We start from the raw sequence: 13,082 nt of genomic DNA on the forward strand, positions 1-13,082 counted from the left end.
CTCGTGCCAGACGCGATGACTAACAACGAATTCGAGACCCCCGCCGCCGCCGAGGCTGCGTTCTACAAGGCCCTGGAAGCCGCCGACACCGCGCTCATGCAGGCGGTATGGGACGAAGGGCCTGACCTGGTATGCGTGCACCCGATGTGGCCGGAACTGCACGGTCACCGCGCCATCTTCGCCGCCTGGCGGCGCATGTTCGCGGCCGGCCCGCACCTGACGGTCAGCACCGTGCCGGTGCTGCAGCGCCGCGATGGCGATCTGGCCACGCACGTGGTCCACGAGCAGCTTGGCCTGCGCGGCGACGACAACCAGCAGCCGCCGGTCGTGGCGACCAATGTCTATCGGCACACGGCGGCCGGCTGGCGGATGATCCTGCACCACGCCTCGCCGACGCCGACCGTCACCATCGACGAAGACACCGTCCTGCACTGACGGCGGCCGCCGGCGCGCTGGGCGGCTGGCCCGCGCCCGCTCAGCCGTGGCTTCAAACCGCGACTGGCACGTCCGCAAACTGCATCCGGTGCAGCCGGGCATAGGCGCCGCCCTGGCGCAGCAGGGACGCATGATCACCCCGCTCGACGATGCGCCCGTCCTGCATCACCAGGATCAGGTCGGCGTTCTCGATGGTCGACAGGCGGTGCGCGATCACCAGCGTGGTGCGGTGGCTCATCAGCGCGTCGAGCGCCGCCTTGATGTGCCGCTCCGATTCGCTGTCCAGGGCCGATGTGGCCTCGTCCAGGATCAGGATCGGCGCGTCCTTGAGCAGCGCCCGGGCAATGGCGATGCGCTGGCGCTGGCCGCCGGACAGCAGCACGCCGTTGTCGCCGACCAGGCTGTCCAGGCCCTGCGGCAACTGGCGGATGAATTCCATGGCATGCGCCTGCTCGGCGGCGCGCACGATGTCGGCCTCGCTCACCTCGCCGCGGCGACCGTAGGCGATGTTGTTGGCCACGGTGTCGTTGAACAGCACCACGTGCTGGCTGACCAGCGAGATCTGCGCCCGCAGCGAGGCCAGCGTCAGCTCGCGGATGTCGATGCCGTCGACCAGGATGCGCCCGGCCTGCGGCTCGTAGAAGCGCGGCAGCAGGCCGACCAGGCTGGTCTTGCCCGAGCCGGAGCGCCCAACCAGCGCCACCCGCTGGCCCGGCTTTGCGTGCAGCGACACGCCGCGCAGCACCGGCGCGATGCTGGTCGCGTAGGCAAATTCGACGTCCTGATACTCAACCTCGCCCCGCGCACGAACCAGCTCGCGCCGGCCGGTGTCCGGTTCGGCCAGCTCGTCGATCAGCCCGAACACGCTGCGCGCGGCGGTGATGCCCTTCTGCAGCACGCCGTTGACCTTGGTCAGGCGCTTGACCGGCGCCTGCAGCATGGTCACCGCCACGATGAACGACGTGAACCCGCCCACGGTGGTGCGCTCGGTGCTGGCAAAGGTGGTGGCGGCGTACAGGATGCCGGCCATGGTCAGTGCGATCAGCAGCTGCACCACGCCGTTGCCCAGCGCGTCCACGGACACCCATTTCATGTGCAGGTGGCGGTTGCGCTCCGACAGCCGACCGAAGCTTGCCGATTCACGGTCCTGGCCGTTGAACAGCTTGGTCACCAGGTGGCCCTCCACCACCTCGCCGGCGGCGGCAGTGATGTTGCCCATCGATGCCTGGATGTGCGTGCTCAGGCGCCGAAAGCGCTTCGACACCGCACCGATGCTGGCCGCCATGCCCGGCCCGACCACCAGGAAGATCAGCGCCAGTTTCCAGTTCAGGTAGAACATCCAGCCCAGCAGCCCCAGTACCGCCACGCTGTCCTTGAGCAGCGTGGTCAGGGCGTCGCTGGTGGCGCCGGCCACCATCTCGACGTCATAGGTGACCTTGGAAATCAGCGCACCGGAGGCCTGGCGGTCGTAGAAACTCGCCGGCAGACGCAGCAGGTGGTCGAACATGGCCGTGCGCAGGTCCTTAATGACCCGCCGCGCCACCCAGTTCATGCCGAAGTCGGAGATGAAGCTGCACACCAGGCGCACCACGAACAGGCCGACCATCACCACCGGCAGCCAGCGGATGGTCTGCGGGTCGCGCTCGACGAAGCTGCCGTCGAGCATCGGCTTCATCAGGGCGGCGAAAGCCGGATCCGTGGCCGCGCCGCCGATCATGCCGATCAGTGCCAGCGCGAACACCCGCCAGTGCGGTCGCGCATAGCCAAGCAGGCGCGCGTAGATCTGCCAGCGGGCGGCGCTGTCGACCGCGTCGGTCATGGCGCCTTGCCCGCCGTCTCCACCGCGAAGCTGAGGTTTTCCAGCCCTGCCTCGCGCGCCGCGGTCATGGCGGCGATGACCCGCTCGTGGGGCGTGTTGCGGTCGACCGACAGCACCAGCACCGGCTCCTTGCGCCCGCTGGCTGCGCGGCGCAGCGCCGCAGTCAGACCGACCACGTTGTCGGCGGCCAGGGTTTCCTGACCGACCGCATATTCCCCGGCGGCGCTGATGGCCAGCTCGATCGTGTTGTCGGTGGGCGCGGTAGCGTCACTGGCCGCCTGCGGCAGATCGACCTTCAGCTGTCCCAGACGGCTGAAACTGGTGGTGACCATCAGAAAGATCAGCAGCACCACCAGCACGTCGATCAACGGCACGAAATTCAGTTCCACATCGTCCGGCCGGCGCCGGGTGCGAAAGTTCATGCGCGCAGGGCCGCCCGGTCGCGGTGCAGACGCGCGGCCAGCTGCGCCAGGGATTCGGCCAGCTCTGCCGCCTGGCGTTCCAGATCGGCCACCAGCTCGTCCACCCGGCCGCGGTAATAGCGGTGAAAGATATAGCTCGGGATGGCCACGAACAGGCCGAAGGCCGTATTCACCAGCGCGATCGAAATGCCGCTGGCCAGCTTCTCGGGCGCGCCCAGGCCGGTCATGCCGATGGCGTGGAAGGTCTCGATCATGCCGATCACGGTGCCGAACAGGCCGATCAGCGGCGAGACGGTGGCCAGCGTGCCCAGCATGTTCAGGAAGCGTTCCAGCTCCAGCGCCAGGTGACGGCCGGTGTCCTCCACGTTCTCACGCTGGCGCTGGCGGTCCTCGCCGCCGTGCATCAACACAGCCGCCAGGATTCGGCCCAGCGGCGAGTGCTGGCGCAGGTTGTTGATACGGGCCGCATCCACCTGCCCGGCGATGCACCAGTTCTGCACTTCCTGCAGCAAACCGGGCGGCAGAACCCGCCTGCGCTGCAGCGACCAGGCCCGCTCCAGCACGATGCCGAGCGCCAGGATGGAGCACAGAACCAGCGGAATGACCGGCCAGTCACCGGCCTTGAGCAGTTCCCACACGGCGGCCGAAACCCGATGTTGAAAGAGGGGGATGGACAGACAGACCCCGCCGCGGCGGCGGGCTGGCAGTCTATCACGGCGCCTGCGGCGCCCCGGCCCGCCACCAGCGGCCCCGACGGGCACGCTGCGCCGTCACTTCGAGGCCCTGCGGGCCGGCTGCGATGAGCAGCGCACCGGCGTCCGCCGTGTTCCACAGCCGCGCACCGGCAGCCGCGTAGGCGGCGCTGACGGTCGGGTGCGGATGGCCGAAGCGGCTGCGGTAGGCGGCGGAGAAAATCACCTCCCGCGGCGCCAGGCGGGCAATCAACGGCGGATACAGCGCGCCCCGGCTGCCATGATGCGGCGCCAGCAATACATCGACCGGATCCAACGCGTCGACTTCCACAAGGCGCTGCTGGGCCGGCACCTCCACGTCGCCGGTCAGCAGCAGGCCGTGGCCGTCAGCAGCCACGACCCGCAGCACGCATGAGCGGTCGTTGTCACCGGCCGCGGCAAGGCCGCCGCCGGGATGAAACTGCTGGAAACGCACCCCGTCCCAGGTCCAGGCGTACCCGTCCCGGCAAGGCTCGACCGCACCCGCGCCGATGATCTGCCGCGGCGTGCCGCTGACGATGCGGGCGGTGCGGATGCCGTCCACGATGTCGGCCGCGGCGCCGGCATGATCGCTATCGCCATGCGACAGCATCAGCAGGTCCAGGTGCCGCACGCCCAGCCGTGCCAGCTCGGGCAGCACGATGGCCTCGCCGGCACTGAAACGCTCCGAAAAGCGCGGCCCGCTGTCATAGACCAGCGCATGATTGCGGGTGCGCACCACCACCGCCAGGCCCTGACCGACGTCGAGCGCGGTGGCACTGAACGCCCCTGCGGGCGGCAACGACGGTCGGTAAAGAACTGCCGGCAGGCACCACAGCACACCCAGCCAGCGGCCCGGAAACCCGCGCGGCAACAGCAAGATCAGCACGCCAAGCAGGCAGGCGGCAAGCAGCGGCCACGGCACCGGCGGCCACAACAGCCCGGGCGCCAGCCCGCGCAGCGCCTCCAGCACCGCCAGGGTGCCGGCGCATACGCCCTGCGCGCCGAGCAACACAGGCCCGGCCAGCGCCGGAACGGGCAGGGTGAGAACGCCCAGCAGCGTCAGCGGCACCGCCACCAGACCGAGCAGCGGCACGGCGATCAAATTGGCCGGCACCGAGGTGGGCGACAGCAAACCGAAGAAGCCGAGCGTCAACGGCGTCAGCGCCAGGGCCACCGCCAACTGCAGGCGCACAGCGCCGAGCGTTCCCTCGCGCGCCCGCCGCCACACCCCGCGCACACGATCCGGCTGCCGAGCGCCGGACGCCGGTTCGTCGTCGGCGCGCCCGTGCAGACGGCCCAGCGCCAGCCACAGCAGGATGCCGACCGCGCCGAACGACAGCCAGAATCCGCTCGCCAGCAAGGCCAGCGGATCGAACAGCAACACCACCAGTCCGGCCAGCGCCAGCAGGCGCGCCGGCGAAGTCTCACGTCCGCTCGCGGCGCCCAGCGCGGCCACGCTGAACATCAGCGCCGTGCGCCGCGCCGGCACCGCAAACCCGGCCAGCGCCGCGTAGCCGAATACGCCCACCGCCGCCGCCACGGCCGCCGCGCGGGGCGCCGGCAGCCGTCGCGCCAGACCGGGCAGGTGCCGCCACAGCCAGCCGACCAGCGCGTACACCAGCAGTCCGCTCAGGGCCACGTGCAGGCCGGAAATCGCCAGCAGATGCGCCGTGCCGGTTTCGCGCAGCGTGCGCCAGGTCGCCGGGCTCACCGCGCCGGTGACGCCGATGGCGAGACCGCGCACCATGCGCCCGGCGTCGTCCTGGGCAAGGTGCCGGTCGAGGCGGTCTGCAATGGCCTGTCGCAGGCTCTGCACCGGGGCAGTCCAGTTCGATGCGGGCAGCTGCCGCGCTGGCCCGGCGCGCACATAACCGGTGGCGTCGATGCCCGCTTGGGTCAGCCAGCGCTCGTAATCGAAGCCGGAGGGGTTGCGAAAGCCACGCGGCGCCTTCAGTCGCACCGGCAGCTGCCAGCGCTGTCCGGCACGCAGCGCGGGGCGTTCCCCGTACCACGACAGCAGCACCCTGCGCGGCCCTACCACTGGCCGGCCGGCCACTGTCAACTGCTCGATATCGACCTGCAGCCGCGTGCGCAGCCGGTCGGCCTGCGGCAGGTCCGTGAGCACTCCGGTCAGGCGCGCGTCGCGGCTGTGCAGGGCCTCCGGGAGGCGACTGTCGAGCGCATCGTGCGCGGCGTGCAGACCATAGGCGCTGCCGCCCAGCGCGGCCGCCAACACCAGTCCCGCGGTGCGCCGCCGGCCGGCCAGCCCCATCAGCAGCGCACAGCCTGCCAGCACAGGCGTCCAGTGGTCGCCGGGCAGAACCGGGGCGAGCAGGCTTGCCGCCAGACCGGCAGCAAATCCGGCAATCAGAGCAAGCAGGCTGGCAGGCATGACGGACCGGCCTCCTCCCCGGCGCTGGCAACTTGCCGCCCCAGGGTCAGCGCGAGCCTGACCTCAGCCGGGGATCAGCGTTGCCGCTCCATCATCCTTGCCAACCGCCGCGCCGCGTGCGCAGCGCGTCACAACCAGCACATACAGCCCAGCTCGAACGGATGTGCGAGCAAGGTGTGGTGCGGATAGGCGCGAATGCGATAACTCTGCAGGCCGGTGCGCCGCGGACGCAGCGCCAGCACATAGCTGGTTTCGCCACCCGGCAGCGTGCTGCCCGGCTCCAGGTGCAGGCGCTCGCGCACCACAAAGCTGCCGTCTTCCTGATCCTCGCCCAGCAGGCATTCGACCACCACGTCGTCGGTACCGAGGCCGTTCAGGCGCAGCGCGGCGCGGACCTCCAGCGCGTCGCCAAAATGCAGCGTGCGCGTCAGATCGGGCGCCACATCCGACGTGGACGCCACGAAAGCCACGCCCGACCAGCACGCACGCACGCGCTTTTTCCAGGCTGCCAGGGCCGCGGCGCCGTCGTCCACGGCGTCGATCTTGCGGCGGTGATCCCGCGCCGGGCCGTACAGCTTCTCGACGTAATCGAGCACCTGCCGCTCGGCGTTGAAGCGCGGCAGGATCGTGCGCATGGACGCCTTGGCCATGGCCACCCACTCGGCCGAATAGCTGTGGCCACCGCGCTCGAAATACAGGGGAATCACCTGGTGCTCGAGCAGGTCGTACAGGTCGCTCGCTTCCTCGTGGTCGCGATACGCGGGGTCGAAATCGGAGCCGTGAGGCACGATGCCCCAGCCGTTGGTGCCGTCGTAGCCTTCGGCCCACCAGCCGTCCAGCACGCTCAGGTTGAGCACCCCGTTCATGGCCGCTTTCATGCCCGAGGTGCCACTGGCTTCCAGCGGGTAGACCGGATTGTTCAGCCAGACATCCACGCCGGACACCAGGCGGCGGGCCAGATTCAGGTCGTAGTTTTCCAACAGCAGGATGCGGCCGATGAACTCCGGGCGCATCGAGAACTCGTGAATCTGCCGAATCAGTTCCTGGCCCGGCTTGTCGCTCGGATGCGCCTTGCCGGCGAACATGATCAGCACCGGGCGCTGCGGATCGCCCAGCAGCCGGGCCAGGCGGGCCGGGTCCTGGAACAGCAGCGTGGCGCGCTTGTAGGTGGCAAAACGCCGACCGAAGCCGAGCACCAGCACGTCGCCGTTGTCGTCGGCCAGGTGGCGCGTGATGCGCCGCAGCTGCGCGTCCGCCACGCCGGCCCGCCGGTGCTGTACGGCCACGCGCCGACGCACCATTTGCAACAGCAGGGTCTTGAGTTCCTGGCGCAGGCTCCAGAAACGGTGGTCCGGCACCTCCTGCAGGCAATCCCAGTACTGGCAGTCGGTCAGCGAGCTGCGCCAGTCGGCAAAGCGAACGTCGAGCAGGTTCGACCACTCCTGCGCCAGGAAGGTGCTGGCGTGCACGCCGTTGGTGACGTGCGTGATCGGGTTCTCGTCCGGCGGGATATCCGGCCAGATGTAACGCTCCATTCCGGAGGCGACCTCGCCGTGAATCTTGCTGACGCCGTTGTGAAAGCGCGTGCCGCGCAGCGCCATCGACGTCATGTTGAAGCTGCCCTGGTTCTGCGGCGACTGCCCGTAGGCGCGCAGCGCCTCGACGCCGATGCCAAGCCCCGGTGCGAAGGCCGTGAAATAGTGATCGAACAGCGCCGCGTCGAAAATGTCGTGCCCGGCGGCCACCGGCGTGTGGGTGGTGAATACGGTATTGGCAGCCACCCGCTCCAGCGCTGCCTGAAACTTGTCGCCGTTGGCGACCCACTCGCGGCAGCGTTCCAGAATCTGAAAGGTCGCGTGGCCCTCGTTGATGTGCCACACCGTCGGACGCAGGCCCAGCGCCCGCAGCGCGCGCACGCCGCCGATGCCGAGCACGATTTCCTGCTGCATGCGCCACTCGCGGTCGCCGCCATACAGCTGGTAGGTCAGCGCCCGGTCGGTCTCGCTGTTGTCCGGCAGGTCGGAATCGAGCAGGTAAAGGTCGATATGCCCCACCTTGGCGCGCCACACGTGCAGGCTGACCGCACGGCCCGGCAGGTCGACCACCACTTGCAGCGGCACGCCGCCGGCGTCCAGCGCCAGGGTGACGGGCAGGTCGTCGATCTGGTGCGGCCGATATTGCGCCTGCTGCTGGCCATGGCCGTCGATGATCTGCGTGAAATAGCCCTGCCGGTACAGCAGCCCCACCGCCACGAAGGGCAAGCCAAGATCACTGGCGGCCTTGCAGTGGTCGCCAGCCAGGATACCCAGGCCGCCGGAGTAGATCGGCAGGCTCTCGTGCAGGCCGTACTCGGCGCAAAAATAGGCCACCAGGTCGGCCTGCGGGTCGAGTCGGGCGGTAATTTCGTCTCGCGCCTGGGCCTGCGTATAGCTGTCGTAGCCAGACAAGGCGCGGCTGTATTCCTCGAGATAGCCGCGGTCCTGGGCGGCCTCGTCCAGCGCCTGTTGCGACACCCGCCGCAGGAACACCTTCGGGTTGTGGCCACAGACCCGCCACAGCTCGGCGTCCAGACGCGCAAACAGCGCCCGCACCCGCCGATCCCAGCTGTAGACAAGGTCCCCGGCCAACTCCTCGAGGCGCCGCAGGCGGGCCGGAATGCGCGGCTGGACTTCCAGGATGAAAGTGGTTTCGGTCACGCGTGTGAACTCCTGAGCAGGCGAATTTCATACATGTCTACACGCCGCTGGCTTGGCGTATGTCCACCCGTAATGGGGTTCCGGTCGGAAACTGGAGCTGATCAGGGCTACCTCCGGCCGGCCCTGTTGCCAGACACAAGCAGCGTCCGTGCCACTGCCCTGCGGACCTCCTCGGCCAGCAGAAAGGCCAACGCCAACGGTGGCAAGCTCAGCCACAGCCAGCCTGGCAAAGCGGCGGTGCCCAGCAGGGCCCGGCCCGGTGGCGTGTACAGAAAACCCGCCAGCAACGCCAGTTCCAGCCCAATCCCCCACCACAGCAGGCGGTTGCCGCCAAACCCGCTACGGACTATCGACTGCCGGGCGCTGCGACAGACAAACACGTTCACCACCTGCAGCACCACGATGGCGGCCAGGCAGGCGCCGGTCGCCTGGCGGTACAGCGGCGCATCGGCGGCCAGTGTCTGTCCCCACTGCCAGCCACCGGCGCGCAGCACCCCATACCAGGCGGCCATGGCGACGGCAGCCTGCAGCGGGCCCAGAAATCCGTACGCGCGCGCCAGCAGCCGGCCGTCGAGCAGCCGCTGTGCGCGTGGCCGAGGCGGACGATCCATGATCCCGCGCTCGGCCGGTTCCGCGCCCAGCGCCAGCGCCGGCAGGATGTCGGTACCCAGATCGACGGCGAGTATCTGCGGCACCGTCAGCGCCAGCGGCACACCCAGCAGCACGAAGGCCAGGTAGGGCACGATTTCCGGCACGTTGGAGGTCAGGATGTAGGTGAGGAACTTGCGGATGTTGTCATACACCGCCCGCCCCTCGCGCACCGCCGCCACGATGCTGGCGAAATTGTCGTCGGCCAGGATCAGGTCGGCCGCCGCCCGCGCCACGTCGGTACCGCTGCGCCCCATGGCAATGCCGATGTCGGCCTGGCGCAGCGCCGGCGCATCGTTGACGCCATCGCCGGTCACCGCCACCACCTCGCCCTTGCGCCTGAGTCCCTGCACCAGGCGCAGCTTCTGCGCCGCCGAGACACGCGCGAACAGCAGCTCGGACGCGTCCAGCGCCAGATGCAGTTCGGCATCGCCCATGCGCGCCAGCCGCGGCCCGTCGATCACTGTCGCCGCGCCGCCGGCCAGGCCGACCTGCCGCGCCAGCGCCGGCGGGGCGCCGCTGCCTGCAAGCGGTTGGGGCCGAATTCAGCCAGGCGGCGCTGGGCCTGCGCCGTGCGCAGGCCGTCCGGCCCGCTTTGCAGTGCGGCATAGACCGCCTCGATGGACAGCGTGTGGATGTGGCTTGGCGCGGCGTGGTTCATGGGCAGATTTGCGCCTTGGTTTTCACGTCCCCGTGCAGCCCGCCTCTCGCTGTCCACGCAAGGCGAGTCCGTGGGGAGCGGTGCCGGCCCGTTTTGCGGCCACCGCAAGGTGGGTTTTCAGGTCATCGGACAGGCGTGATCGTTGACATGGCGCGCTCCATCAAGCGTACGCGACCAAAATGGCACGCATGTGACCCAGCGCAGACGTGCCGGCACAGACCCCGACGCCGCGAGGCGATTTGGCGCGCCTGTCTCAGCGCGCGCGCACCGCCACCGTGCCGATGCCGCTGAAGCGCGTCTGCGCCCGGTCGCCGGCCTGGAGCGGAAACTGGCGCGTGAACGAGCCGCTCATCACGTACTGACCGGGCTCCAGGCCGCGCCCGTACTCGGCCAGCTTGTTGGCCAGCCAGGCCAGCGAAGCGTAGGGATCGCCCATCACCGCGTCGCCCGTGGCCTGCGCCACCTGCTTGCCGTTGATGTCCACCTCGCAGCGCACAGCGGCCAGGTTGGTGCCGGCATCGAGCGGCACCTCGGGACCGATCACGAAGGCGCGCTGCTGCACGTTGTCGGCCACCGCCACCGCCAGCTGGGCGGTGAAGTCGCCGCGGTTCTCCACCAGTTCCATGGCCGGATGACAGCCGCGCACCACCGCCCGGGCAGTGGCCAGGTCCACATCCGGGCCGCTCAGCGGCCGGCCCAGGCGCAGACACAGCTCGTTCTCGAAGCCGGTCCCCAGCCAATCCGACAGGTCCAGCTCCACGCCGCTGTCGAGGCGGCCTTCCTCCAGCAGATACCCGAACACCGGCTCGTGCACGCGAAACTGCTCGCGAATCGCCGCAGCCGTCAGGCCCACCTTCCAGCCCACCTGACGCGCGCCGGCGGCGATGGATTTGTCGAGCAGGCCCAGCTGCACACGGCAGGCCTGGTCCAGCGTGAGCCTGTCGAACCACTGCGGCGGGTAGTACACGCCGCGCTGCCGGCAGGCCCAGAAATCCTCGACGATCGCTTGAATGTCCATCCGTTTACCTCACAGTACCGACCGCAACTGGCCGCCGTCGACCGGAATGCTCAGCCCGGTCAGGAAGGCCGCCCGCTCGGAGGCCAGAAACGCCACCACGTCAGCCATTTCCTGCGGCAGGCCGAGACGCTTCATCGGCACCCGCTGGGCGCGCAGTGCGATTTCGCCGGCCGGATCGCGCCCGAAATGCCTGGCCTGCATCTGCGACACCTGCTCCAGGCGCTCGGTATGAATCGACCCCGGCAACACGTTGTTCACGGTAATGCCGTCGGCGGCCACCTGCTCGGCCAGATACCGCGCGTAGGCCACCACGGCCAGGCGCGACGTGGACGACAGCACCAGGTTGTCCTCGATCTGGCGCACCGACAGCGCCAGCACGTTGATGACCCGCCCGTAACCGTGCGTGCGCATGGCCGGCACCGCGTGCCGGCACAGGCGCACCACGTTCATGAAATTCTGTTCGTAGGCGAGCAGGAATTTTTCGTCGTCCAGCTCCAGCGGCTGGCCCGGCGGCGGGCCGCCGGTGTTGGTGACCAGCACGTCCAGGCGGCCCCAGCGCTGTTGCGCGGCTTCGACCACCGCCGCTGCGCTGTCCGCAACGGTCAAATCCAGTGCCACCGTCGCCAGGCTGGCGCCGGGCACCTGCGCGGCGATCGCCTGCTCGGCCTCGGCCAGCCGATCGGCATTGCGCGCCACCAGCAACACCCGCGCACCCTCCGCGGCCAGCCCGGCGGCAATCGCCCGCCCCATGCCCTGACTGGCGCCGCACACCACCGCCACGCGGTCGTTCAGTCCCAAATCCACGCCACATCCTCCTCGATAGGGGCGTCAGAAACGCCGCAGTGTCCAACTCGCCACGGAAACATTACAGAGATGATCGCCCGGCGCCGCCGGACTCCACAGCCGCCGATTTTGGCAGCGCATCCCCGCGCTGCGGGAAACGCGGAATACTTTCGCGCTTCCCAAGCCGCCACCGATCCCGGAAGTACGCCGTGCAGCAGCCAGAAACCGACCTTATTGCCACCGCCGCACGGGCCTCCCGCGGCGCACTGCTCGCCACTTACCGCGCCAGCCAGTTCGAACTGCCGCTGCGCTTCTGGCGCCAACAGGTCCACTTCACCACGCCGGCCAGCGGCCGACCGGAAAAAGCCCTGTCGGCCCTGGCCGGCGTGCCGCGCCTGCTCGCGCGCTTCGAGCTTACGGTCGATGCGGTCGCGGCGCACCTGGGCATCGACCCGGCGCCGCTGCATGCCGTGCTGGCCAGCGACACGGGCCTGCCGGCGCTGCTGCTGGATGCGGAAGATGCCGTCGCCGCCACTGCCGAGGCCGCCCGGCAAGCGCGCGCCGGCGCCATCGAATGCTTCCGGAAGGCCGATTTCGACCGCACGCTGCGCCTGTTTCGCCCGGCCGGAATCGGCCTCGACGGCTGCGTCGACGATCTGGTCGAGGTCCTGACCGCAGTCGCCGGCCAGGCCGCGCCGGACGAGTATCCGATCGACGCCGTGGTGTGGCCGAAGGCCGAAAGCGGCCAGGAGATCGCCTGGCTGTGCGAGGTGCTCGGCATGATCGAGCGTCAGCTCGGCCTGCCGGCCGGCCACATCCGGGTGCAGTTCCTGATCGAGTCGGCGCGCGCCGTGGAGCGCCTGACGGAGCTGAGCGATGCCGCCGGGACGCGCCTGACCGGCATCATCTGGGGCATTGCCGACTACAGCGCCGACGTCGGCCTGCCGGAGATCCGCAACGACCACCCGGTCTGCGACTGGGCGCGCTGCGCGTTGGTCAACGCCGCCGGGGCCTGCGGCGTGCCGGCCATCGACAGCATGACGCTGAACTACCCGACCCCGCTGCACCGCGGCGAGGAACTGAGCCCGTCACAGCGCGCACAGAATCAGGCCAAGGTGCTGGCGGCGCTGCAACAGGTCTATACCGACGCCCGCCACGGCATGGCACTGGGCATGAGCGGCAAGTGGGTCGGCCACCCGCTGCAGGCCTGGCTGGTGCTGGCCGCGTATCGGGAAGCCCTGCCGGCGGCGCGGCTGGCGCGCGACCTGGCCGAGGTCGAGGCCTACCAGCGCGCCGTGATGGCTGGCAGTGGCGCGACCATCGTCGGCGAAGGCATGCAGGCCTACATGGCCGACCGCGCCAGTGACCGGCATGTGCGAAGCCGCCTGCGCCGGGCCGCCGCCTGGGGCCTGCTGCCGGCGGCGGACGCGGCGCGCCTCGGCCTGATCAGCGCCGCCGAATGCGACGAACTGGGCGCCGGCTGAAGCCGAATACG

Annotated in this window: 11 protein-coding genes; 2 read left to right on the forward strand and 9 right to left on the reverse strand. The window is 69.7% G+C overall.

Going from position 1 to position 13,082, the window contains the following annotated elements; genetic code table 11:
- Window positions 1-15 precede the first annotated feature (15 nt).
- On the forward strand, window positions 16-435 hold the full coding sequence (locus PG2T_RS05595; protein ID WP_068803308.1) for a YybH family protein: 420 nt from the start codon (window positions 16-18) through the stop codon (window positions 433-435).
- Window positions 436-487: 52 nt separating this feature from the next.
- Here PG2T_RS05595 and msbA read toward each other — a convergent pair whose 3' ends face one another.
- From msbA to PG2T_RS05640, 9 genes are all read right to left on the reverse strand, one after another.
- Window positions 488-2,254 (reverse strand): lipid A export permease/ATP-binding protein MsbA, encoded by a 1,767-nt coding sequence (gene msbA, locus PG2T_RS05600; RefSeq protein ID WP_068803310.1) that lies wholly within the window; start codon window positions 2,252-2,254, stop codon window positions 488-490.
- The gene (locus PG2T_RS05605) at window positions 2,251-2,676 is read right to left on the reverse strand and encodes an ExbD/TolR family protein (protein ID WP_068803311.1); all 426 of its coding nucleotides are present in this window, start codon (window positions 2,674-2,676) and stop codon (window positions 2,251-2,253) included. Before PG2T_RS05605 ends, msbA begins: the two co-directional genes overlap by 4 nt.
- A complete protein-coding gene (locus tag PG2T_RS05610) occupies window positions 2,673-3,314 on the reverse strand; it encodes a MotA/TolQ/ExbB proton channel family protein (protein ID WP_068803312.1) in 642 nt (213 codons plus the stop codon). Before PG2T_RS05610 ends, PG2T_RS05605 begins: the two co-directional genes overlap by 4 nt.
- A 73-nt stretch (window positions 3,315-3,387) precedes the next feature.
- On the reverse strand, window positions 3,388-5,781 hold the full coding sequence (locus PG2T_RS05615) for a DNA internalization-related competence protein ComEC/Rec2 (protein ID WP_068803313.1): 2,394 nt from the start codon (window positions 5,779-5,781) through the stop codon (window positions 3,388-3,390).
- Window positions 5,782-5,909: 128 nt separating this feature from the next.
- Window positions 5,910-8,477: an alpha-glucan family phosphorylase gene (glgP, locus tag PG2T_RS05620; protein ID WP_068803314.1), complete on the reverse strand. Its 2,568-nt coding sequence runs from the start codon at window positions 8,475-8,477 to the stop codon at window positions 5,910-5,912.
- A gap of 107 nt (window positions 8,478-8,584) precedes the next feature.
- The gene (locus tag PG2T_RS16850; protein WP_068803316.1) at window positions 8,585-9,589 is read right to left on the reverse strand and encodes an HAD-IC family P-type ATPase; all 1,005 of its coding nucleotides are present in this window, start codon (window positions 9,587-9,589) and stop codon (window positions 8,585-8,587) included.
- Window positions 9,586-9,786 (reverse strand): cation-transporting P-type ATPase, encoded by a 201-nt coding sequence (locus PG2T_RS05630; RefSeq protein ID WP_068803318.1) that lies wholly within the window; start codon window positions 9,784-9,786, stop codon window positions 9,586-9,588. The genes PG2T_RS16850 and PG2T_RS05630 overlap by 4 nt, the downstream gene beginning before the upstream one ends.
- Window positions 9,787-10,039: 253 nt before the next feature.
- A complete protein-coding gene (locus tag PG2T_RS05635; RefSeq protein WP_068803320.1) occupies window positions 10,040-10,804 on the reverse strand; it encodes a 2-keto-4-pentenoate hydratase in 765 nt (254 codons plus the stop codon).
- A gap of 9 nt (window positions 10,805-10,813) precedes the next feature.
- Window positions 10,814-11,608 (reverse strand): SDR family oxidoreductase, encoded by a 795-nt coding sequence (locus PG2T_RS05640; protein WP_068803321.1) that lies wholly within the window; start codon window positions 11,606-11,608, stop codon window positions 10,814-10,816.
- A gap of 188 nt (window positions 11,609-11,796) precedes the next feature.
- Between PG2T_RS05640 and PG2T_RS16015 the strand changes: the two genes are divergently transcribed.
- Window positions 11,797-13,071 carry a DUF6986 family protein gene (locus PG2T_RS16015; RefSeq protein ID WP_068803323.1) on the forward strand — a complete coding sequence of 425 codons (1,275 nt, stop codon included), beginning with the start codon at window positions 11,797-11,799 and terminating at the stop codon, window positions 13,069-13,071.
- Window positions 13,072-13,082 lie beyond the last annotated feature (11 nt).

Source organism: Immundisolibacter cernigliae (genome assembly GCF_001697225.1).
Taxonomy (GTDB): domain Bacteria; phylum Pseudomonadota; class Gammaproteobacteria; order Immundisolibacterales; family Immundisolibacteraceae; genus Immundisolibacter; species Immundisolibacter cernigliae.

Coding starts and splice junctions, on each gene's coding strand:
- PG2T_RS05595 (WP_068803308.1), top strand. CDS start 16: ATGACTAACAACGAATTCGAGACCCCCGCCGCCGCCGAGGCTGCGTTC.
- msbA (WP_068803310.1), bottom strand. CDS start 2,254: ATGACCGACGCGGTCGACAGCGCCGCCCGCTGGCAGATCTACGCGCGC.
- PG2T_RS05605 (WP_068803311.1), bottom strand. CDS start 2,676: ATGAACTTTCGCACCCGGCGCCGGCCGGACGATGTGGAACTGAATTTC.
- PG2T_RS05615 (WP_068803313.1), bottom strand. CDS start 5,781: ATGCCTGCCAGCCTGCTTGCTCTGATTGCCGGATTTGCTGCCGGTCTG.
- PG2T_RS05630 (WP_068803318.1), bottom strand. CDS start 9,786: ATGAACCACGCCGCGCCAAGCCACATCCACACGCTGTCCATCGAGGCG.
- PG2T_RS05635 (WP_068803320.1), bottom strand. CDS start 10,804: ATGGACATTCAAGCGATCGTCGAGGATTTCTGGGCCTGCCGGCAGCGC.